Here is a 22,522-nt window from a genome sequence, read left to right on the forward strand (position 1 = left end):
CAACGGCAAAGTCGGGCGGAACTGGCTATGTGTTGGCCGCTGTCGCGTCTCGGCGTTCATCACAGCGCTCACACCTTGCCGTGATTTGCAAGACACGCGTTCGTGCTTATCTCAGGCGCGATGAAGAGCTGGAGGGCTGAACCATGGCAAATCGACCTTTGAAACTGGAATTTGATGGGGCTCACGGCGCCAAACTGGCTGCACGCCTCGATCTGCCAGCCGGCAAGATTCGCGCCTTTGCGCTCTTTGCGCATTGTTTTACCTGTTCCAAGGATATTCCGGCGGCCCGTCATATCGCTGGCGCGCTCAGCGCCGAGGGCATTGCAGTCCTGCGCTTTGATTTCACCGGTCTTGGCGGCAGCGGGGGCGATTTTTCCTCAACCGGTTTTTCCTCCAATGTCGAAGACCTCAAGCTTGCGGCAGATTTCCTCAGAAAGAACTATGAAGCACCTCAGCTTCTGATCGGACATTCACTCGGGGGGGCGGCCGTGCTGTCGGTTGCCGCGGACATTCCGGAGGCACGTGCTGTCGTTACGATAGGTGCGCCGTCCGACGCAGACCACGTTGTCCATAAGTTTGGTGGATCGGTTGACGAGATCCGTGAAAAAGGGGCCGGCGATGTCGACCTTGCCGGGCGTACTTTCACGATCCGCAAGGAATTTCTGGATGACCTGGAGGCCCAGACTGTGCGCAGTAAGGCCGCAAATCTGGGCAAGGCCCTGCTGGTGATGCACGCACCCCTTGATGACACGGTCGGCATCGACAATGCGACCAACATCTTTGTTGCAGCGAAACACCCCAAGAGCTTCGTTTCGCTCGACAAGGCCGATCACCTCCTGACGCGCAGCGAAGACGCGATCTATGCCTCAAGGGTGATTGCAGGCTGGGTAAGCGGCTATCTGGATACCGAAGCCAAGGCCGCATCTGAGGCGGCCAAGGAAGGCGTTGAAGTGGTGGAGACCGGGCAGGGGAAATTCCAGTCGATGGTAGCCGTCGGACACCACCGCATGATTGCGGACGAACCTGTGGACTTCGGCGGCTTTGACAGCGGACCGTCCCCTTATGAATTCCTCTCCACAGCTCTGGGCGCCTGCACGGTCATGACCTTGCGCATGTACGCGGACCGGAAGGGGCTCAACGTCGACCGGATCGGCACACGGGTCCTGCATGACAAGGTTCATGCGTCTGACTGTGAAGAGTGTACGGATGATCAGAAGGAGCGCGGTGGCAAAATCGACAGGTTCGAACGGCTTATCACGCTGGAAGGAAACCTGGACAGTGCGACGCGCCAGAGAATGCTTGAAATTGCGGACAAGTGCCCGGTGCATCGCACGCTTGAGGCAAGCGCCACCGTGGTGACGCGGGAGATCGAAGCTGAGTAGCGAATTGGGTGTGCAGGCGGCCGGTCAGGCGGCCTGCTCTTCCAGCGTGCTCAAACGGATCTTCATGAACGACAGCAGCCTGCGTGCGTCCTTTTCCGTGAGTTCCTGATAATCGTTTATCCAGTTCTGGACAGTCGTCTGCGGCTGCTTGTTGTTGGTCGCCCGTGCCCGGCACAAGGCCGTGTAACCGTTTTTGTCGACGCCCATGGCCTTACACAGGACGGCCACACCTGTCGCGTCGTAACGCACCATGACATTCGTGACGTATTTCTGGTCCAGCCCTGCCAACTGTGCGAGCAGGAAGCAGATATCGAACAGGTTGTTGGAAAGGGAAAGCTGGGTCATTGCCTGGTTGATGGAGCCGCGGCCTTCGCGAATGTCCTTCAGGGCAACCTTAACGTTGATCCTGCTATTCTTGCGCTCAAGTTTCGTACTCGCCACAACCTTGCTGGCCTCGTGGAAGAGCGACAGAACCAGCTGCTCGTTCTCCTCGCGCATTTTCCGGATCTTGGCCTGCTGTACTTCAGGCATCTGGGAGATCAGTTTTTCGTAGTCGTCCTCTGAAACGTCAGAACGCTCGATCATCGCATCACGGATTTTGTCGTCCCGCTCAGCGAGCTTCACCAGAAGGCGTCCGCCCCAATCGGAAAGCTCGGCTCCGGAGTTTGCGGCAACGGACCTTTTTACCGGGCTTTCGCCGCGTTCAAGCAGAACGTCGGTGACCTTGGCTTCGAGATGATCGCGTTGCGAAATCGCCAGCAAATGGCCTTGGCCCATCGTCTTGGCAAGGCGCAGGATGTCGTCGGAATTCAGAGCGTTGGAGGATGTCAGCATCGGCCGCGCGACGTCAATCTCGTCGCTGGCCAGCTCGTAAGCGATCTTGTGAGACGTCGAGTCGACTGGCGCCAGGCGCTCGGAGACGTCTTTCTTCTGATCATGCTCCATGGTGGGAAGCATGCGCTCAAGAACCGCGTTGAAAAGCGAGATCTCTTCCGTCTGGTAGCTTTCCGCACCGGTCACAAAAAGGTCGGTGACATGTTCAACCAGCTTGTGGCGTTTTTCAGGTGAGCTGTCCTGAGCTTGGTTGAGAAGATCATTGAGCATGTCGGATCCATCCATTCATTTGGTTCCGACAATACTATGGAGACAGTTTACAAGAGGATAAAGTGAAGAAGAAAAATCCAAAAAAGTGCCACGTTCAAAGCAATTTCGCTTCCATGAATGTGCATGGCGAACACCCTGTATTCGGTACTATTCTTCTTTTGAGATTGAGATGTTCAACCGCGGGAAACGGCACAACCGTTAGTGCTTCGCTCAACGGTGGGGTTTATGGAGAACTGGTGTCGCAGTCAGAACTCAAAGCTCACCGGTCTTTCCAAATTTATCGATGAAAGGCTTATAAGAACGCAGCGCCAAATGCGGTCTCCATGACCTATTTTGCTTTTTCCACCTCTCCACGTCCGAGATATGCTGCAACAACATATTCGACATGCCTCCCAACCAGAACACTCTCTCGTCTTTTCTTTCGATGGCGATATCATCGAGCAACGGTATTGCCCATATCTCAAGAAATTCTGCGACATTTCTTGGGGTGCATATTCTTATCTCAGGCATTATGTCGTTCTTGTTTTTTGCTCTGAAATAGGAAGATTTATTTGGTTTTATTAAAAAATATTTTGACTTCCAGGAGCCATTGCTGCTGTCGAACAGGTCTGGAGACGGTCCGAGGTTCCGCGAAGCTGTAAGCAGCGAAAAAGACTTGCTTTGTAGCGTTAAGCAGCCCGCTCTGTTGCCTGACCGCTCAGTTTGACCTTCATGACGGCGATTAGCCGCCGCGCGTCCGTGTCATCCAGCATGTGGTAGTTGGTGAGCCACTTGCTGCCCGTGCTTTCAGGAAATTTCAGGTGCTTGCAGCGCTCTTTGCAGATTGCCTGAAACTCGCGCGCGCCTATACCGCTGGCTCGGCATACGCTGGCAATCCCGGTCGCGTCAAAGCGGACCATGAGGTTGTGAACGTATTTCATCTCAAGGTCTGAAAACACCGACAGAAGACCGACAATGTCCAAAAGATTGTGTTCAATGCACAGTTGATAGACGGCCTTGTTCAGATTGGTCTTGCCAAGACGGATACCGGCGAGCCAGGCCTTCGGGCTGATTTTTGACGGCTTTTTCTCGAGTTTCGGGCCCGAGGCGATTTCTCCGTCTTCCCGGAACAGGTCCTCAATAAGCTCTTCGTTGGATTTACGAAGGTGACGCATCCGGTCACCAAGTTGCTTCGGGATCTCCTTTACCAGATCCTCAAAAACCGGCATCTCAAGTTCGGCGCCAAGATTTGTGGCCAGAGTCTTTTTGACTTCTTTCCCGCCGCGCTCGATCAACTGCTTGGAAAGTCTCTTGCTGACGTGGTCACGCTTGGCCATTGCCAGCAGGTGACCCTGGTCTTTTGTCTGCGCGATTTCGATCAGTTCATCTTCGGAGATGGATCTGGAACGCTCAAGTATTGCATGTGCAATGGACAGCTCGTCTTTGGCCATCGTTGCCGCCAGCTTCGATGAGGTCACTTTCACATCCGCAAGCTGCTCCGACATTTTCTGTCGGGCTTCGGGGGCGAGTGCGTCATAAACCCCTTCAAGCATATTGTTCAGCAGATCGGTTTCTTGAGAGCTATCTTCTTCAGAACGCGACGTGAGCAGTCCCGTCACATGCTCGGCGAGCTGATGTTTCTTTTCTGAAGAACTGTCCTTGGCAAGTTGAAGCAGTGATTGAGACATATCGATACCCTATGCATTGAGTATCGGGGCATATCCTTTACATCCCGTGAAAATCAGAGCTTCAGATAGACAAAATACAACCAAAGCGCACAGTTGACCTTTGTCGGGACTTGCGTCAATGGACAGGAATGAGTGTCTGTCCGATCCTGTATTCCTTCCGCCGCTGCCCCTACGCGATCCGAGCAAGGCTTGCGATCGCGGCAAGCGGACAGGTTGTCGAGCTGCGTGAAATCGTCCTTCGGGACAAGGCCCCCGATTTTCTCAATACATCGCCGACGGCGACGGTACCGTGTCTGAAACTGGATAGCGGGGTTCTGGACGAGAGCCTGGAAATCATGCAGTGGGCATTGGAGCTAGCAGACCCCGAAAACTGGTTGCAGCCGGATCGGGGTGGGACGGCACAGATGCTCACATTGATTGCTGAATGCGACGGACCGTTCAAGACACACCTTGACCGATACAAATACAGTACACGTTATCCGGACGCTCAGCGCGAAAAGGAACGCTCGGCGGCGTCGCGTTTCCTTGTCGAGTTGGACACGCGGCTCAAGCCTGGTGGTTGGCTCTTTGGCGGTCACGCGACTATCGCGGACTTTGCAATCCTTCCCTTCGTTCGCCAGTTCGCGAATTCGGATCGTCCCTGGTTTGATGCACAGAACTGGCAGAACCTGAAAACGTGGCTCGAGTCGTTCGAGGCGTCGAACAGGTTTCAAAGTGTGATGCCGAAGTGGAAACCGTGGCGGGCGGGGGACGAAGCGACCTTTTTCCCACCTGAAACCGAAGTTGTACACCCGATTTAACGTCCTGTTTTTTGGAAAAGCGCGCTTCAGAGCGCGATTAAAATTATTCAACAAAAACAAAGTTTAAGGCCGGTTTTTTCGGTCTTCTTGTTGCTCTGACAACCTTGTCAGAAATGAACGTTACGAAAATGTAACTCCCCCGACAGGCAACGGTAAGGCTGACTTACCTACCTTCTTCCGTGAGCCAGAAGCGCAGGTCCCTGCGTGCTTCATTTACGGCCTCCAATAGTTAAGTCGACAGAGGAAGAAAATATGGAAAATCGTGGGTCAGTCTCTCCTTTGCGGTCCCGCCGCGCCAAATTGCTGGCAGGAGTTGTCGCACTTGGCGCTGCCGGTGCTTTAACCGTACAGACACTCGTGCCGAGCCAAATGGCGCAGGCCGAACCCGTTCGGGTCGATGCTGCGGCACCCGCAGACTTTTCTGATGTTGTCCGCACTGTGAGCCCTGCGGTTGTGAGCGTTCGCGTGAAGCAGGCCGCCGAGCCGCGCATGATGAATTTCAACGGTGGCAACGGTTTCGAAGAATTCTTCAAGGGCATGCCGGACGGCCATCCGTTCGAACGCTTTTTCCGTGACTTCGGCGGCCGTGGTGGTGAAGAAGGCCGCAACGAACGCCGTTCGCCGCGCCAGTATGGCATGTCTCAGGGTTCCGGCTTCTTTATCTCTAAAGATGGTTTTGTCGTTACAAATCACCACGTCATCGACCGTGGCACAGAGTTCACCGTGATCGACAAGAACGGTGACGAATACAACGCGACCCTCATCGGCTCCGACAAGCGCACGGATCTTGCGCTTCTGAAAGTCGAAAGCGGTGAAGATTTCACTTATGTGGACTTCGCCGACGATGCACCGAACGTCGGTGAATGGACGGTTGCGATCGGAAATCCGTTCGGCCTTGGCGGTTCGGTGACCGCCGGTATCGTGTCCGCCCGCGGCCGCGACATCGGCGCGGGTCCGTACGACGATTTCATCCAGATCGACGCGCCTGTAAACCGGGGCAACTCGGGTGGACCCGCCTTCAACATGAACGGTGAGGTAATTGGTGTGAATGCGGCGATATTCTCGCCGTCCGGTGGCAATGTCGGCATTGCTTTCGCAATCCCGGCTTCGACCGCGCAAGATGTCATTATGGAGCTGAAAAACGACGGCAAAGTCGTTCGTGGCTGGCTCGGCGTTCAGATCCAGAACGTGACCGATGACATCGCGGAAAGCCTTGGCCTTGATGAGGCCCGCGGCGCAATCGTCGCGGAAGCGCAGGAAAACAGCCCGGCTGAGAAGGCTGGCCTGCGCTCGGGCGACACCATTCTGGCCGTCGACGGCACCAATGTGGAAGGTCCGCGCGACCTGTCCAAGATTGTCGCCGCGTATGAGCCGGACACCAAGGTCGACGTCACGATCTGGCGCGACGGCAAGGAGCAGGACATCTCCGTGACGCTCGGACGCCTGCAGGAACAACAGCAGGTTTCGGAAGCTGTGGAGCCGCCGGTCGATGACACAAAGACCACCCTTGATGATCTCGGACTGGTTGTCACAACCAAGGCTGAAGCCGGCCTTGAAGGAGATGGCGTTGTCATTGCGGAAATCGATCCTGACGGACCTGCAGCTGAAAAGCGGCTCGCGACAGGTGATGTCATCCTCGAGGTCGCCGGCATGAAGGTCGAGACTGCAGACGATGTCCTCAAAGCGCTCGAAAAGGCGGAAAACGATGGCCGCAAGGCAGTTCTCTTCCGGATCGAGACCGACAACACAACCCGGTTCGTGGCACTGCCCATGAACCTGGCCTGATCAGGAACCGGTTCGATTTGAACCGGAACCTGACTGGCGGGACCGGCTTGCCCTCTGCCCCCAACCCCCGACGGGCCGGTCTTCGCCATGGGTTTCGCCCGTAAACCCAGCCAGATTGGCGGCGGCGCCTCACATCCATCGCCGCCGCCAGCCATTCCATTTCGGGGCTACTCAATGTAAAAGGATGGAATGTTGCGGATTCTTGTTATCGAAGACGATCCTGAAGCGGCGAGCTACCTCGTCAAGGGATTGAGTGAACTCGGTCACACGGCAGACCACGCTGCAGACGGTCAAACCGGTCTGGAGATGTCTTTGAACAGCACCTATGACATATTAATTGTCGACCGGATGCTGCCGAAAATGGACGGTCTTTCGATCATTCAGGAACTGCGGAGCGAAAAAAATCACACGCCCGTTTTGATCCTGTCCGCGCTTGGTCAGGTTGATGACCGCGTCAAGGGCCTCAAGGCCGGCGGTGACGACTATCTTCCAAAACCCTACGCCTTTACGGAGCTGCAGGCGCGCGTCGAGGCCTTGGCCCGGAGGCCGAAGTCGGCAAGCCAGGTTGAAACGACCTATACCGTCGGCGATCTGACACTCGACCGGATGGCGCATTCCTGTCGCCGCGGCGAAACCGAGATTCCCCTGCAGCCACGTGAATTCCGACTGCTGGAATACCTCATGCAGCATGCTGGTCAGGTGGTCACGCGTACGATGCTGCTGGAAAACGTCTGGGAATACCATTTCGATCCTCAGACCAACGTGATCGATGTCCACATTTCGCGACTGAGGGGCAAGATCGACAAGGGGTTTGAAACACCTCTCCTGCATACCATCCGGGGTGCCGGGTACACGATCCGTGACGCGGCTCACTAGATTTGTCCGTACAACAGCCTTCAAGCTGTCACTGCTTTACATAGCTGTTTTCACAGTTATGTCCGGCGTGCTCGTGGTCTATGTATCCGAGAGTACCGACAATCTGATGTCTGAACAGGTGGTTCAGGCGGTGGATGCCGAACTCAAAGGCCTTTCGGACGTTTATGTACGCGGCGGCATTCGCGACCTTGTCGAAGCGATTGACGATCGCACGCGCCATCCCGACGCCAGCCTCTATTTGCTGGTCGACTTTTCCGGCAATGCGCTGGTTGGAAACATCGCGCGGCTGCCGACGGTCGTGTTGGAGGAAGCCGATGGCGGACTGAGACGTGTCCGCTACACGCTTTTGGGACAGGGAACGGAGGATGTCGAGCGCCAGGCGATGGTGCGTACCTTCGAGCTGCGCGGCGGTTTCCGCCTGCTTGTGGGCCGTGACCTCGGCGACCAGCTCCGATTTTCCAATCTGCTCGCGAACGCGTTGCGTCTGTGGCTTGTTGTTGTCGTGGTCATGGCTGCGATCACGTGGCTTTTTGTCAGCCGGCGGGTCATGAAACGCATCGACGATATTTCAGCATCGAGCCGGATGATCATGAACGGCGACCTCTCCGAGCGTCTGTCTCTTGCTGGCACCAACGACGAATTTGACCGTTTGGCGGTCAACCTGAACGATATGCTGGATCGCATCGAGCTTCTCATGCAGTCGATGAAAGACGTCACAGACAACATTGCGCATGACCTGAAAACACCACTGACAAGGCTGCAAACACGCATTGAGACAGCCCTGCGGGATGCGCGCGGTGAGGAGGGCTATCGCGGCGCACTTGAAAGCACGCTCAGCGAAACGGACCACCTCCTCAGGATCTTCAATGCGCTCTTGAGGATCGCGCGCGTGGAATCGATGGCCCCCGGTTCCGTGATGGAACCGGCGGATATGAACCGTCTGGTTGCCGAAATCGCCGAACTCTACGAACCCTTGATCGAAGATGAGGGGGGCCGGATCGAGACATCTGTCCCGGCGGACCTGAAAGCGGTCTGCAATAGGGATCTGATCAGCCAGGTGCTCGTCAATCTTGTCGAAAATGCCCTGAAATACGGACGCCCGGAAGCGAGTGAACTCCACTTGCGTTTGTCTGCGGCAGAAGAAAACGACCGTGTGCTGTTGACTGTTTCCGACAATGGGCCCGGGATCCCGGAAAAAGACCAGGAGCGCGTCGTGGACCGCTTCGTAAGGCTGGAAGAAAGCAGATCCGAACCTGGGACCGGATTGGGATTGAGCCTTGTCAAGGCCGTTGCCCGCTTGCATGGCGGAGACTTGCGCTTCAAAAATGAAGATCCGGGACTTTCGGTCCAGATTGATTTGGCACCGGTCTCACCGGATAGCAGCAGGAGCGGGCATGGAGAAGACTATCCCGGGAAAACAGGAGAGCCGGGCGGAGGCTGAAAGCGGAAGAAAGTGCCTCGCAGACCGCGTTCGGATAATCCCGCAAACGCCAGACCCGGAAAGGGCTGCACTGTTTCAAAAGGATCTGCTGGAGGATGAAGAGGCAGGGCGCGCGCTTGACGAGCTTTTTACCTCCGCTCCGCACACCAGACGGTTCGTCGAAGGTGTTCTCGGTAACTCGCCCTATTTGCGGGATCTGATCCTCGCAGATCCTCCAAGGCTGCTCCACATCCTGAACGAGGCGCCGGAAACCCGCATAGATCGGCTCCTGTCTTCGGCGAGAGTAGCACGTGCGGATGATGAAGACGGCATCATGCGGGCCTTGAGACTTCAAAAGCAGGATCTCGCCCTGACGCTTGGCCTTGCCGATATCGGCGGAGCGATAGAACTTAATCAGGTGACACATGCGCTCGCGGGCTTTGCTGACGCTGCGCTGACCGCCGCGATCCGCTTTTGCCTGAGTGATCTTGCAAGGCGAAACAGGTTTGAGCCGAAGGATCCCGAGAAACCCGACATAGACAGCGGTCTGATTGTCCTGGCCATGGGAAAGCACGGGGCGAATGAACTCAATTATTCCTCCGACATCGATCTCATCGTGCTTTACGATCCGGACAAGGCACCCATGGCAGGGAGCGCGGAAGCCCCGGTGGAATTTGTGCGCTTGACGCGGCGTCTGGTCAAAATCCTTCAGGACCGCACGGCGGACGGATATGTTTTCAGAACCGATCTTCGCCTGCGCCCCGATCCGGGAGCAACGCCGTTGGCGATGTCGGTGCCGGCTGCCCTGGTCTACTATGAATCGCTCGGCCAGAACTGGGAGCGCGCGGCCTTGATCAAGGCACGGGCATGTGCGGGCGACATACCCGCCGGCGAGGCGTTCCTGCACGAAATCGTTCCGTTCATTTGGCGCAAATACCTGGATTTCGCGGCAATCGCAGATGTGCAGTCGATCAAGCGGCAGATCCATATGCATAAGGGACACGGCGCGCTCGCGGTTGCCGGACACAACGTCAAACTCGGACGTGGCGGCATCCGGGAGGTTGAGTTTTTCGTTCAAACGCAGCAGCTGATCGCGGGCGGGCGGAACCCAGCATTGCGGGGAAGGCGAACGCTCGACATGCTGAACGCACTGAGCAACGCCGACTGGATCCGGCTGAAAACGCGCGACGAGATGCGCGATGCCTACGTTTTTCTCCGGAATGTCGAGCATCGCATTCAGATGCTGAACGATGAGCAGACACAGCTTCTGCCGAAGGATAATGAGGGTCTGATGCGGGTCGCCGCGCTGATGGGCTTCGACACGCTGGAAGCTTTTGAGCAGGAATTCCTGGCGCATATGCAAAAGGTTCAAAAGCACTATTCGGAACTGTTTGAAGATGAGCCGGGACTATCGTCCGAACTTGGAAATCTTGTCTTCACCGGAGATGATCACGATCCTGGGACCCTGGAAACACTGGCAAGACTCGGCTTCAAGAACCCCGGGGAAGCGGCGGGTATCGTGAAATCCTGGCACTTCGGCCGTTACCCTTGCACGCGGTCGACTAAGTCGCGCGAACGGCTCACGGAAATGCACCCCACGCTGATCGGAGCGCTGGCGGCAACCGACAATGCCGATGCCGCCCTGGTTGCATTCGACAGTTTCCTGTCGAAACTGCCGGCGGGCGTGCAGCTCTTTTCCCTTTTGCGGTCCAATCCGCAATTGCTGACTTTGCTGGCCACCACGATGGGCGCCGCGCCGCGCATGGCCGAAACCGTGTCCAAACGCGTTCATGTTCTGGATGCCGTTCTGGATCCGGCCTTTTTCGGTGCAATGCCGAGTGTGGAAGAGTTTCGCGTCGGTCTGGACCGTACACTGGCACAGGCGCGTTTTTATGAAGAAGCGCTCGACCGGGCGCGTATTTTTGCGCAGGAACAGCAGTTTCTGATCGGTCTGCGGCTGATATCGGACACGCTGTCGGCTGACCGGGTCGGGTTCGCATTTGCCAGGCTTGCCGAAGTGGTTGTGGGCCGTCTTTTGACCCAGGTGATCAAACACGTGGGTGAAACACACGGCGTGGTACCGGACGGTAATGTTGCTGTCCTTGCCATGGGTAAGCTGGGCGGGCGGGAAATGACGGCTTCGTCCGATCTTGACCTGATACTGCTCTATGAAGCGCCGGAAGACGCCAGACAGTCAGACGGCAAGAGACCGCTTGCGATCTCGCAGTATTATATTCGTCTGACGCAGCGCCTGGTAACGGCATTGTCGGCGCCGACGGCGGAAGGATTGCTTTATGAAGTGGATTTCCGCCTGCGCCCGTCCGGCAATGCCGGGCCGCTCGCAACCAACCTTGACGGATTCATCTCTTACCAGAAAAACGAAGCCTGGACCTGGGAGCATATGGCCCTCACGCGCGGGCGGGTCATTGCGTCGACGACGCCGGAGTTTGCGCAAAAGATTTCCAACAACATAGCGGAAACGCTCATTCAGCCGCGCGACAGTGCCAAGCTTGCCAACGATGTGCGTTCCATGCGGGCGCGGATCGAGAAGGAAAAGGGCACGAAGGACATCTGGGACATGAAGCAGGTTGCCGGGGGGCTTGTCGATATCGAGTTCATCGCCCAGTACCTGCAACTCATAAATGCCCACGACCTTCCCAACGTCCTTGCCCAGGGAACCGAAGAGGCTTTGGAGCGTTTGCGCGACAATGACTGCATCGACCCCGGCGACGCAGGCGTGCTGCTGGAGGCGCTGCGGATGTATCAACGCCTGACGCAGGTTTTGCGGCTGACATTGTCGGGCAACTTTTCACCCGCCGAAGCTCCCGGAGGTGTTCTTGATCTTCTCGTCCAGGCGTCCGGAAGCCCCACGTTTACGCGCCTCGAGATGGAACTTGCCGATCTACAGGCAAGCGTGCGGCAGGTTTTTGTGAAGATGATCGGCGACGTTGAGGTGGTCGAAAGCTGAAGTCGATTGACGGATGAAGACAAACACCAGATCGCTTTTGGGTTGGTTGCTCTCCAGTCTGCATGACAAGGGTTTCGATTGCGTCGTGTTCGGTGGATGGGCGGAAGAGCTTCTTGGACTGCAAGAGGCGTGGTGCCATAGTGATATCGACCTGCTCCTCATGGCAGAGAGCTTTGATAGTCTCGACACGGTGACTGCCGAAGCCACGACTGCCTTTCGGGAAATTCCGGGCAAGAGGTTCAGTCACAAGAGAGCCTTCCTCTGCCGGGATGTCATGTGTGAGATAATTCTCGTGAAAGAAACGAGTGTCGGTCCGGTGACAGACTTTTGGGGTTATACGCGATTTTATTGGCACACTCCGTTGGCTGTCGAAACAGCAATTGAATTGCACGGCACATCAGTCCAGGTCACTTCCGCGCAAAATCTTGCAAAATATCGAAGCGAACGAAGCACATTGCGACCGGATAGGTGGCGCGACCCGGCGTCACTGGAGCCCCGCAAAGCGTGCGAATAAGATTGCAGCTATTCGCTGGCCCAGAATCGACCTTGATCATTTGGAACGCGCTCCAGCGTTCAACGCCCGAAATTGGGTGTGATCCGCAGCACTCCGAAACACTCCGGTATTCCCCCATTTTTCTAGCAACGATAACGCTAGAGGGAAATACAATGGCACTCCATCGTGATTTGCAAACCGTGGTTGATTGGGCCTGGCTGAGACGGGCGGATCTGATGCGCGATGCTCTCGCCACCGGTCAGCCGAAAGGGCTAACGCACCTTGATCGGGAAAACCGCGCGGTCAATGAAATTTATGGCTACATCTGCGGCGCGACCGCCCGCAATCCGCCTGACGAGAGGACAATGCTGAAATTCGCAGAAACGCTGAGGAGAAAGCTGCGAAACCAGACCACCGGTGCTGAATACCGTTGTCAGACCAACGTGATGAAACGTATGAGGAGCCTGGACAACTTTCCGGAGTGGAGGGGCTGGGTCGGTGCATTCATCCACTTCATTACCCCGTACAACGTCATGTGCAGGGAACGTGTCTATCTCAATCTGAAGGAAGAGACGCGCGCCAATGCATTCGCTGCGATCCTGAAGAAGATCTGGCATCTGCCCGGTTTGTACAGCGCGAAGGTCGCCGCGCCTGGTTCGAGAAAGACCGACACGGTCGTGATTTACTGTGACACCCGGGAAACACGGGAAGAGGTCGTCAAGATCGTCAAAAAGTATCAGAAAAGACACGCGAGATACTTCGATTCAGAATTGCCGAAATTGGTAGCGTCTGATGGAAAGGGCATCGGACATGGTGCCGAACCGCCGGATATGCATCCGGAGCGCCGGGACAGCCAGTCATTCGCAAGGGGGCATACTGACGGACAGAGTTTCGGATATTATCGCGCAACCCTCATCTTCATCGCGCTTGAGCGCACGGAGTTTCCGGAGAGTATGAACCAGGACTTCAGAAGAGCAGGTATCAATCTGAGCAAAATTCAGAACACCAACCCGAGACACGGAATGCGGGTGGACGTCGACGGCGAGCAGAGAAAACAGGTAAATGCCGTCAGAAACATGGCGCAGAAGATGGATTTCGAACGGCGTGTCGAAGAGGTTTTCCGGCTCGCCGGACTGAGCGCAGAGCACCCGGAAACACAGGGAGCCGTGATCGTGAGCTAGGGTACAGACCCATAAATGAAGTTGATTTGGTTTGAATCGTTTTGGCCAGATGAAAGGAGCGAAAGCGCAGGAAATGTGGTTCGTTTTCTAGCCATTCGCGACGTGGCAGGTGGCCAAAACAGCCAAATCCGAAGGACGGCAAAAGGGCGTCACTTCGCCGCGTCAACGTGCTTGACCGGGCACAAAGCCCGCTCTTCGCACGTTTCCTCACGAGAATTCGCCATTTCTGCCGCCAAATCAGATTCATTTTTGGGTCCGTACCCTAGGCTCCAGGCTCTCCTCCGCTGCCTGCAAATTGAAGTGAGCAAGAATGCAAAAGGGTGCCACCGCTCGGTTGGTATCGCGCTCCGCCAGCGGAAGCGTGAAGCTGACGGTGGTGCCCTTTTTGACACTTGAATGAACTTTGAGGCTGCCATTGTGGAGTTCGACAAGTGAATGGGCGATGGCCAGACACAGTCCGGAGACTTGTTGCGTCTTCGTAATCTGGTTTTCCACCTGGACAAACGGCTGAGCGAGGCGCTCGGTATCAAGCGCGGGAATTCCGATGCCGGCATCTGAAACCTCCGTCGTGGGCGAGATGTTCTTTTTCGTCGCTAAGCCCGTCACGATGCGACTGGCGTCTTCCACGGCCGATGCCGGCCTGACGATTTCCGTATCTGCGGCTGACCTTGTCAGAAACTTTTCACCCGCCGAAGCGCCCCGCCGCGTTCTTGATCTTCTTGTAGAGGCGCCCAGAAGCCCGAGGTTTACGCGACTTGAGATGCGACTTGGCGATCTACAGGAAAGAGCGCGCCAGCTCTTGTGCAGCTGATCAGCGAAGTTGAGGTGGTCGAAAGCTTATACCGGGCAGGCGATCGCAAACAGGAACCCAGGCTTCTACGCCATCAAGTCTTGCCCGAAATTGGGTGTGATCCGCGGCACTCTGAAACACTCCGACATTCCCCCATCTTCCTAGCAACGATAATGCTAGAGGGAAATACAATGGCTTTTCATCGAGAACTGAGGGAAATGGTGGACTGGACGTGGACGAACAGAAACGAAATCATGACCGCCGCTTTGAACAATGCAGTTCAGCAGAAGGGGCACACGCACCGGATGATGTCGCCAGCGGAACCCAATGCACCTGGGCGTACTATCAACCTTGGCATAGACATGATCTATCGTCATTACTGCGCTGCCGGCAATAGAGGGCAGGAGCAGCCGACTGCAATCGTCATCGAGAACTTCCTGCGCGAGCTGAACCGCCGCCTGAACACTAAGCTCAAACCGGAACCCTATGTGATCCTGCAGACCGGTGGGGCGTGGGTTGAGCTGGGTGAGTTCAATAAGCTGATGAATAGAACAGACATAAATGGAAGCTATATTCACTTTAACAAGAAAGAGGGAATTTGCCTGGAACGGGTATACATCAACCTGAAAGAAGAAACCCGCGGCACATCTTTCGGTGGCATAATGCTCAAGATGTGGGGCATCAGTGGTGTATTGTCAATCAAAGTTGCGGCGCCCGGCTCCGTCGGGGCTGACTCTGCCGTCGTCTATTGTTCGAGCAGTTCTGCGCGCAAAAAAGTCATCAGTAAACTCAAGAAATACCAGCGGTCGAAGCCACGTCATTTCAACGGCGAAATCCCCAAGCTTGTGGCCTCTGCGGGTGTCCCTGGAGTGGGACATGGCGCGGAGCCACCGAGCAAGCAACCAATGCGACCGAACAGTCAGACGTTCTCCGCTGTCGATGCCTCGCAGAGTTTCGGCCTGTATCGCGCATCATTGATTTTCATTGCGCTGGAGCGAACGGTGTTCCCAAAAGACGTCCAGTTTGACCCTAGGGAGGAATATAACCCTAAGCGGATCAACAGAAACCAGAAAAGAGAGTTTGAACAGAGAGTTCAGACACTTTTTGAGCGCGGTGGCCTTTCTGTCCAACACCCACATAAACAGAAAAAGGTGAAATTCGACACAGAAGTAGACGTGGTAATGCCGCCGCCTGAAGGGCCGCCGCCACCACCACCGCCGGGACCGCCACCTACTGTTCAGCGTGAGCTGCATGTAAGCCTTTGAGCAGACAATAGTGCTAGAAGCGCAAGGGGGATGAAATGTCCCCCTTGCGCTTTTGGATGCAAGTCGAAGTCGTCAAGAGAATAGGCGACGCAAGATACAACAAGAAAGCCATGCGGCCGGGCCGTCCCGCGAATTATTCGACTTTCACTTGCCGGGCTGCGTCATAGTCTTCCAGTGTCTGGTAGAAGACATCGGCAGGACCGACAATCTTGGGGTCCGGATCCAGGTCGAGCTGAACATCGGCCCCAGGGTAAGGAAGGGAGCGGATGAAGTTACGCATACAGTTGAGGCGTGCTCGTTTCTTGTCGTCAGACCTCACGACGGTCCATGGCGCATCGGCCGTGTGGGTGTAGAAAAACATGTTTTCTTTGGCTTCGGAATAATCGTCCCACATGTCCAGGGACTGAACGTCTATAGGACTCAGCTTCCAATGCTTTAATGGATCGGTATTGCGTGCCTGAAACCTCCTCAGCTGTTCTTCCCTGCTGACGGAGAACCAGAACTTGAAAAGACGTATGCCGCTTCGAACGAGCATGCGTTCGAATTCTGGAACCTGGCGCATGAACTCCATGTATTCGGCAGGCGAACAGAAGCCCATCACTTTTTCGACGCCGGCGCGATTGTACCAGGAACGGTCGAAGAGAACGATTTCACCCTTGGTCGGCAAATGGCGCACATACCGCTGAAAATACCACTGACCCTTTTCCGCTTCAGAGGGCTTTTCAAGAGCAACCACCCGGGCGCCACGCGGGTTCAGGTGTTCCATGAAGCGCTTGATCGTGCCACCCTTGCCGGCCGCGTCACGCCCTTCGAAAATCACGACTATTCTTTGGCCGCTGTCCTTCACCCAGTTCTGGACTTTCAGGAGCTCAATCTGCAGCTCCTGCTTGCGCGCCTCGTACTGATCCCGACGCATGCGCCGCTTGTACGGGTAGTTGGCCGGGAGCTGCGCATTGTTGCTTTTCGACAAAGAGCGTTCATGCAGAACCAGGGCAGGGCTTTTTCGCACCGTCTTACGAGCCGAGGACTTGTTTCTGGAGCCTTTTGAAGCAGAAACCGGATTGGCACGAGACGCAGTCTTCTGCAGCTCGGAGGTCGACCCGTCTGCAGGCGCGAGGTTTGTTTCCGGACTTGCCTCTGCCAATTCGTTTGCAACGGCACGTGCTTCTTTCGATTTCGACTTCATGAGACCCCCTTTTCGGCATTCAAAGGCACACCTGGCAGCTGAAGCTCCGCGTTTTTAGATGTGCCGGGTTGAGCAACGCATGCCGATCGATTGGGGAACACTTGGAAAGAAAATGCATTGACCTCGCGCAAATCCGAAACACTTTTGTGCAGCTGATGCTCGAAAGCCACTTGAAACCGCGCGAAGCCGGACGGATGGAAAGTCAGTCAGTTTGCGATTTGAGGGCTGTTTGTTTCGGGGGAGATCAGCACCGAAAGCGAAAGATCAGTCGTCGTTTTCCGCCAGCGGCAGCGTAAAGCTGACCGTGGTACCCTTTTTGACTTCCGAATGAATTTTCAGGCTACCGCCGTGCAATTCAACCAGTGAACGGGCGATGGCAAGACCCAGTCCGGAGCCCTGGTGCGTCTTCGTGAACTGGTTTTCCACCTGGACGAACGGCTGCGCGAGGCGCTCGATGTCACGCTCGGAAATTCCGATCCCCGTGTCGGTGACTTGAAAGCGCAGCTTGTCGCCACGAGGCTCAGCCTTGAGCGCAACCACACCACTGTCGGAAGTGAATTTCACTGCATTGGCGAGCAGGTTCAACAGGATCTGCTTCAATGCCCGTTTGTCGGCGTGAACCAGCAGATCGTCGGCAACGTCCGTTGTGACGGAGATGTTCTTTTCCGTAGCCGCGCCTGTCACGATGCGGCTCGCGTCCTCGGCAACAGACGCTGCGTTGACGACTTCCGTGTCGATGGACATGCGTCCTGCCTCGATCTTCGACATGTCGAGAATGTCGTTGATTACGTTGAGCAGGTAGGTTCCGGAAGAATAGATGTCCTTGCAGTAGTCGCCGTAGCGCTCTGTTCCGATCGGGCCGAACATCTCCTGGGTCATGATATCGGAAAAGCCGATAATCGCATTCAGTGGTGTTCTGAGCTCGTGGGAGATGTTGGCAAGGAACTCCGACTTGGCTTTGTTGGCAGCCTCGGCGCGGGTCTTTTCTTCCTGGTATTTGTCCGCCATTTCGACCAGTTGCCGCGCCTGGAACTCGAGCGTCTGACGGGACTTTTGCAAATCGGAGACGGTCGCTTTCAGGCGCTTTTCCGACTCCATCAGCTTTTCTTCGTGCTTTTTCAGCGCCGTGATGTCGGTGCCGACGGACACGAAGCCGCCGTCCTTTGTGCGCCGTTCGGAAATCTGCAGCCAGCGGTTATCTTCAAGCTGGGCCTCGTAAGAGCCTTCCGGCGCTCCGCCGCGCTGAGTGACGGTTACCGGTTGTGGTGCGATCTCCGCATTGGAGGCCGCAGCCATGACATCCGAATAAGGCGTTCCCGCCTTGACTGCCGAATTCGGCAGACTGTGAAGCGACTGATAGTTGGAGTTGCAGATCACCAGCTCGTTCTTCGCGTTCCACAATACGAACGCTTCGGAAATTGTTTCAATCGCGTCGCGGAGCCGGAGATCCGCCATGCGGCTTTGCTCGGCCAGCTGATGTTGCTCGGTGATGTCGATGCAGATTCCGATCAGATGCGGTTCCGCGCGCCCTGGCTCGGACTGGATTTCACCGCGCGCGCGCAACCAGATCCAGCTGCCGTCCGCGTGCCGCATTCTGAACGTTTCGTCGACCAGCGTTTCACCGGTTTCCAGGAGGTGCTCGGCAAGTCCCAGAAGATCGATATCGTCGGGATGCGTAATGTCGGCAACGTCCGCGAAACTCAGGATATCGTCTTTTGGCTCGCGCCCGAGCAGTTCGTATAGAGAAGACGACCAGAACATTCTTCCACGGGACAGGTCCCAGTCGAAGAGCCCGCAGCGGCCATGGGTAAGCGCCGTGTCGATGCGCGCACGCGTCGAGGCATACATTTCGTCAGCGGATTCGGCGCGTGTGGCCTGGCTGAAGAAGCCGTAGATCACCGCAAGCAGAACCAGCGATGTGCCTACAAACAAGGTGACGTTTGCGGACAGATCGTCCCGCCAGTTTGCATATACGGCGTATTCGGATTGCAGGACGGCGACCATGCCCAGCTTGCCGTCAAGATGATGCACTGTTGCCAGATATTGTTCGCTCGTTTCGTCGCGGCCAAGATCCACTGGAATGGAGAGGACACCCGCACGGGCACCGAATACGGTCAATGGTTGGGATGGACTGAGAAGCGCTGAAATGGGTTTGCCTTCCAGCGCCGGATGAGCAGGGGCCGTGGCGGCAATCGTGCCGCTCCTATCTGCAACCAAAAAAATTCGGGAGCGCGCCGTGGCACCAGCCGGCAGGCTGTCAGCAAGCGCGCGTTTCAAGGTCGTGCGGAAGCCGTTCACCGGAAGCGTATTTTCAATTGCATTCAGCCTGTTGGCGGTAACCGTTGCCATCAGGCTCAAGGTTGTCTGGGCCGCTGCTTCGGTATCGGAATGGCTCGTCGCCAGTTCTCCGGCGCGAAAGAGGGCGAGCACAATGATAAAGACAATGGCAAGCCCGGGAATGACGCGGCGCATGACGGTGTCGGAGCTGAGGATCGTGTCGCGGAGAGCGGCGAGGGGCACTGCCAGTTGCAGGCGCGCCTTGCCCGCACTTTCTTCCGCTTTCGAATCCTTATCGCCGCGACGCGTGGAAGCGTCGCCAGCCAGTGCTCGCGTCATCGAAAAGTTGCCTCAAAGTCCGCCGCATCGGAGCAAGCCCCGAATCACTTCCATTTGAATCAAAACGAAGGTTTTTGTCCAGTCCCTGCAAAGAAGAAAATGGTTAACGCGCTGACTGACTCTCGTAGCATTTGTTAACTTTCTTCAGTAAAGGCGACTATTGCAACGTTCGATCAATGATATCGCGACTGTCCCTAGACAGTTCTTCGCATGATGAAATCTTCAAAAGTGCAGATTCTGCCAGTGTAGAGCGATGTGAATCAAGTGCCCTCCAGGAGCGGAAGCTGGTCAAAAGACGCGAAGCTACCTGTGGATTACGTTTATCTATTTCAAGAACTGATTCGGCAATGAGCTCAAAACCGGCGCCATCCGTCCGCGCAAACTGCGTCGGATTGCCGGTCGCGAAGGATTGCAGAAGGGCCCGCACCCGGTTTGGATTGGTGACATCATAAAGCTGCGCGTCCGATTTGAGCCGCCTGACCTTTTCCAGTGTCTCCGGACCAGGCGCCGTTGCCTGGACCATGAGCCATTTGTCCATTGCCAGCGAACTCTTCTCATGGCGTGCCTGATAGGCTTTCAAGGCCTCGTCTCCGTGCGCGAGATGGTCGTGAACGAGAAGGGTGAGGCAGGCGAGCCGGTCCGTCATGTTATTGGCGGCTGTAAATTGCTCCCATACAAGCTGCGCAGCATCGTCTGCGCCCGAAACGGCATAATAATGCAGAGCCCGGTTGGCGAGGGAACGATTGCCGGCGGAGGTCGCATCAGGCGAATAGGCACCTGTCGAAGCCACGTCTTTCATTGCTTTGAGAAGTTCCGTCCTGTGATGGAAAGCAATCGCCTTTCTCAACAGGAGCCGCGCAGAGTGAATTGCGTCCGGATCGACATTCTTGCCGATTTCCTGCGCAATATCCGCTTCGCTCGGAAGCGTCAGCGCAAGCGACTTAAGCGCAGCGTCGATGTTCTGGTCCCGCAAAACGGATCCGAAAACCTCAACTACCGCGTCGGACGTTTCTGCGGTCTCCTGTTTCCGAATACAGCCGGTCAGCCGCAGGAGCTCCTGCATACATAGGGTCTGGACGGCCTGCCAGCGATTGAACGGGTCGTTGTCGTGAGCCGCAAGAAACCGCAGGTCTTCCTCTCGCTGCTGCTGGCTGAGGCGGACCGGTGCCGAGAAGCCTCTGAGCAGCGACAGGGTCGGTGGAGACGCAAGCCCGGAAAAGACCACTTCCTGACGGGCCTTGTCCAGCAGCATGACATCGCCGACGATCTCGACGCCGTTGTCGGAAATCGCTTCGATATCCTCGCCGTCTGCCCCGATCAGGCCGAACCTGAGGGGGATCAAAGCCGGCTTGCTGGATTTTTGACCGGGAACCGGAGGAACTTCCTGAGAGAGGGATACCGAAAACGTTTGGCTTTTCGGGTCGTGACGCGTCTTCACCGACACAAGAGGTGTTCCGGCTTGCTCATACCAGAGAGAAAACTGGTTCAGATCGACCTTGGCCGCATCTTCAAAACACGCCAGAAATGCTTCGATCGTGGTCGCATCGCCATCATGTCTATCGAAGTAGAGATCGAGCCCTTCGCGAAAACCGGTTTCGCCAACAACCGTCTTGAGCATGCGCACGACCTCGGCGCCCTTCTCATAGACGGTGGCCGTATAGAAGTTGTTGATTTCGTGGTAGAGACGCGGCCTGACAGGATGGGCCAGCGGTCCGGCATCTTCGGGAAACTGGTGCGACTTGAGCAGTCTGACATCCGTGATCCGCTTGACCGGTCTTGAGCGCATGTCCGACGTGAATTCCTGATCCCTGAATACCGTCAATCCTTCTTTCAGGCAAAGCTGGAACCAGTCCCTGCAGGTGATCCGGTTGCCGGTCCAGTTGTGAAAATACTCGTGGGCAATGACGGCTTCGATGTTGGCATAGTCCTGATCGGTTGCCGTTTCCGGATCCGCCAGAACATATTTGTCGTTGAAGATGTTCAGGCCCTTGTTTTCCATGGCCCCCATGTTGAAGTCGGATACGGCAACAATGTTGAAAACGTCCAGATCGTATTCGCGCCCGAAAACCTCTTCGTCCCATCGCATGGAGCGCTTAAGCGAATCCATGGCCCAGTCGCACAGGTGTTCGTTGCCGTGTTCGACGTAGATGTTCAGCTGGACCGCTTTGCCAGACGCGGTTGTGAAACTGTCGGGCACTTGCGCCAGGTGCCCCGCGACAAGCGCGAAGAGATAGGCGGGTTTCGGATGCGGATCGTGCCAGACCGCGAAATGGCGGCCGGTTTTTTCAATGTCGCCGGTTTCAGCAAGATTGCCATTCGCCAAAAGAACCGGACAATCGGCCTTTGAGGCTTCGATGCGCGTCGTATAAACCGCAAGGACGTCGGGCCGGTCGAGAAAATATGTGATGCGGCGGAAGCCTTCCGCTTCGCACTGCGTGCAGAACGTTCCGGAAGAACGGTAAAGGCCCATCAATTTGGTATTGGACTGCGGGTTGATCCGCGTGGTGAGCGACAATTCGAACGGACCGGACGGCGGTTCGAAGAATTCGAACCTGTCAGGCGCAGCTTCATATCGGGAAACAGACAGGTCTTCACCATCAAGCCTTGCGCTGATCAGGGTCAGCTCGTCACCGTCCAGAACGAGCGGCGTGCCAACGGCGGTGTCCGGCTGCATAACAATGGAGAGCACCGCTTTAACTATGGTCTCCAGCGGGTCGAGTTGAACTGTCAGGTGAACCTTGTCGATACGGTAGGCGGGCGGTTGATAGTCTTCCAGCCGAATGGCCGGCGCCGTTTCGGATCGCATCGAGGTCTCCTGAAGATGTGTCAAACTGAATGCCGTTCGTTACCTATCTGGCCGGCATCCTCGGCTAAGGCGTTACCATGATCATGGATTGTGGCAAAGTACTGTTTCCTTTTCCATCTCACCAGTCTCGAATTATGCAACCCGTCTGGTCTCAAGAGCAGGTTTTGACCTTATGCCTGCCTT

15 protein-coding genes are annotated in these 22,522 nt (G+C 56.1%); 9 read left to right on the forward strand and 6 right to left on the reverse strand.

From position 1 onward, the window contains the following. Positions 1-143 precede the first annotated feature (143 nt). Positions 144-1,382 (forward strand): bifunctional alpha/beta hydrolase/OsmC family protein, encoded by a 1,239-nt coding sequence (locus ABVF61_RS20335; protein ID WP_353995354.1) that lies wholly within the window; start codon positions 144-146, stop codon positions 1,380-1,382. 24 nt (positions 1,383-1,406) lie between these two features. Here ABVF61_RS20335 and ABVF61_RS20340 read toward each other — a convergent pair whose 3' ends face one another. After that, positions 1,407-2,501: a DUF2336 domain-containing protein gene (locus tag ABVF61_RS20340; protein ID WP_353995355.1), complete on the reverse strand. Its 1,095-nt coding sequence runs from the start codon at positions 2,499-2,501 to the stop codon at positions 1,407-1,409. A gap of 653 nt (positions 2,502-3,154) precedes the next feature. Further along, entirely contained in the window at positions 3,155-4,153 is a 999-nt protein-coding gene (locus ABVF61_RS20345) for a DUF2336 domain-containing protein (RefSeq protein WP_353995356.1), read from the reverse strand. Between the two features lie 128 nt (positions 4,154-4,281). Between ABVF61_RS20345 and ABVF61_RS20350 the strand changes: the two genes are divergently transcribed. The 7 genes from ABVF61_RS20350 to ABVF61_RS20380 all read left to right on the forward strand — a co-directional run bounded on the left by ABVF61_RS20350 (position 4,282) and on the right by ABVF61_RS20380 (position 13,676). After that, positions 4,282-4,953 (forward strand): glutathione S-transferase, encoded by a 672-nt coding sequence (locus tag ABVF61_RS20350; protein ID WP_353995357.1) that lies wholly within the window; start codon positions 4,282-4,284, stop codon positions 4,951-4,953. A gap of 252 nt (positions 4,954-5,205) precedes the next feature. After that, on the forward strand, positions 5,206-6,738 hold the full coding sequence (locus ABVF61_RS20355) for a Do family serine endopeptidase (protein WP_353995358.1): 1,533 nt from the start codon (positions 5,206-5,208) through the stop codon (positions 6,736-6,738). 189 nt (positions 6,739-6,927) lie between these two features. Further along, positions 6,928-7,614 (forward strand): response regulator transcription factor, encoded by a 687-nt coding sequence (locus ABVF61_RS20360; RefSeq protein WP_353995359.1) that lies wholly within the window; start codon positions 6,928-6,930, stop codon positions 7,612-7,614. Further along, positions 7,598-9,055, forward strand: a complete 1,458-nt coding sequence (locus ABVF61_RS20365) for a sensor histidine kinase (protein ID WP_353995360.1) — start codon at positions 7,598-7,600, stop codon at positions 9,053-9,055. The genes ABVF61_RS20360 and ABVF61_RS20365 overlap by 17 nt, the downstream gene beginning before the upstream one ends. Further along, positions 9,009-12,002 carry a bifunctional [glutamine synthetase] adenylyltransferase/[glutamine synthetase]-adenylyl-L-tyrosine phosphorylase gene (locus ABVF61_RS20370; RefSeq protein ID WP_353995361.1) on the forward strand — a complete coding sequence of 998 codons (2,994 nt, stop codon included), beginning with the start codon at positions 9,009-9,011 and terminating at the stop codon, positions 12,000-12,002. The genes ABVF61_RS20365 and ABVF61_RS20370 overlap by 47 nt, the downstream gene beginning before the upstream one ends. 13 nt (positions 12,003-12,015) lie before the next feature. Beyond that, on the forward strand, positions 12,016-12,516 hold the full coding sequence (locus tag ABVF61_RS20375) for a hypothetical protein (protein ID WP_353995362.1): 501 nt from the start codon (positions 12,016-12,018) through the stop codon (positions 12,514-12,516). A gap of 152 nt (positions 12,517-12,668) precedes the next feature. Further along, complete coding sequence (locus tag ABVF61_RS20380; protein WP_353995363.1) at positions 12,669-13,676, forward strand: T3SS effector HopA1 family protein; 1,008 nt, start codon at positions 12,669-12,671, stop codon at positions 13,674-13,676. 243 nt (positions 13,677-13,919) lie between these two features. On the opposite strand, the gene ABVF61_RS20385 is transcribed toward ABVF61_RS20380, so the two are convergent. Continuing rightward, positions 13,920-14,303 carry an ATP-binding protein gene (locus tag ABVF61_RS20385; RefSeq protein ID WP_353995364.1) on the reverse strand — a complete coding sequence of 128 codons (384 nt, stop codon included), beginning with the start codon at positions 14,301-14,303 and terminating at the stop codon, positions 13,920-13,922. Between the two features lie 354 nt (positions 14,304-14,657). Here ABVF61_RS20385 and ABVF61_RS20390 point away from each other — a divergent pair, with 354 nt between their 5' ends. Further along, positions 14,658-15,731 (forward strand): hypothetical protein, encoded by a 1,074-nt coding sequence (locus tag ABVF61_RS20390; protein ID WP_353995365.1) that lies wholly within the window; start codon positions 14,658-14,660, stop codon positions 15,729-15,731. A gap of 133 nt (positions 15,732-15,864) precedes the next feature. Here ABVF61_RS20390 and ppk2 read toward each other — a convergent pair whose 3' ends face one another. From ppk2 to pepN, 3 genes are all read right to left on the reverse strand, one after another. After that, positions 15,865-16,917: a polyphosphate kinase 2 gene (gene ppk2, locus ABVF61_RS20395; RefSeq protein ID WP_353995366.1), complete on the reverse strand. Its 1,053-nt coding sequence runs from the start codon at positions 16,915-16,917 to the stop codon at positions 15,865-15,867. 264 nt (positions 16,918-17,181) lie between these two features. Then, positions 17,182-19,533: a sensor histidine kinase gene (locus ABVF61_RS20400; RefSeq protein ID WP_353995367.1), complete on the reverse strand. Its 2,352-nt coding sequence runs from the start codon at positions 19,531-19,533 to the stop codon at positions 17,182-17,184. Between the two features lie 157 nt (positions 19,534-19,690). After that, a complete protein-coding gene (pepN, locus tag ABVF61_RS20405) occupies positions 19,691-22,339 on the reverse strand; it encodes an aminopeptidase N (RefSeq protein ID WP_353995368.1) in 2,649 nt (882 codons plus the stop codon). Between the last annotated feature and the right edge of the window lie 183 nt (positions 22,340-22,522).

It is taken from the genome of Roseibium sp. HPY-6, assembly GCF_040530035.1.
Taxonomy (GTDB): Bacteria; Pseudomonadota; Alphaproteobacteria; order Rhizobiales; family Stappiaceae; genus Roseibium.

Excerpts from the sequence above, each read along its gene's own strand:
- ABVF61_RS20335 (WP_353995354.1), top strand. The coding sequence starts at position 144 with ATGGCAAATCGACCTTTGAAACTGGAATTTGATGGGGCTCACGGCGCC.
- ABVF61_RS20340 (WP_353995355.1), bottom strand. The coding sequence starts at position 2,501 with ATGGATGGATCCGACATGCTCAATGATCTTCTCAACCAAGCTCAGGAC.
- ABVF61_RS20345 (WP_353995356.1), bottom strand. The coding sequence starts at position 4,153 with ATGTCTCAATCACTGCTTCAACTTGCCAAGGACAGTTCTTCAGAAAAG.
- ABVF61_RS20350 (WP_353995357.1), top strand. The coding sequence starts at position 4,282 with ATGAGTGTCTGTCCGATCCTGTATTCCTTCCGCCGCTGCCCCTACGCG.
- ABVF61_RS20355 (WP_353995358.1), top strand. The coding sequence starts at position 5,206 with ATGGAAAATCGTGGGTCAGTCTCTCCTTTGCGGTCCCGCCGCGCCAAA.
- ABVF61_RS20360 (WP_353995359.1), top strand. The coding sequence starts at position 6,928 with ATGTTGCGGATTCTTGTTATCGAAGACGATCCTGAAGCGGCGAGCTAC.
- ABVF61_RS20370 (WP_353995361.1), top strand. The coding sequence starts at position 9,009 with ATGGAGAAGACTATCCCGGGAAAACAGGAGAGCCGGGCGGAGGCTGAA.
- ABVF61_RS20375 (WP_353995362.1), top strand. The coding sequence starts at position 12,016 with ATGAAGACAAACACCAGATCGCTTTTGGGTTGGTTGCTCTCCAGTCTG.
- ABVF61_RS20380 (WP_353995363.1), top strand. The coding sequence starts at position 12,669 with ATGGCACTCCATCGTGATTTGCAAACCGTGGTTGATTGGGCCTGGCTG.
- ABVF61_RS20390 (WP_353995365.1), top strand. The coding sequence starts at position 14,658 with ATGGCTTTTCATCGAGAACTGAGGGAAATGGTGGACTGGACGTGGACG.
- ppk2 (WP_353995366.1), bottom strand. The coding sequence starts at position 16,917 with ATGAAGTCGAAATCGAAAGAAGCACGTGCCGTTGCAAACGAATTGGCA.
- ABVF61_RS20400 (WP_353995367.1), bottom strand. The coding sequence starts at position 19,533 with ATGACGCGAGCACTGGCTGGCGACGCTTCCACGCGTCGCGGCGATAAG.
- pepN (WP_353995368.1), bottom strand. The coding sequence starts at position 22,339 with ATGCGATCCGAAACGGCGCCGGCCATTCGGCTGGAAGACTATCAACCG.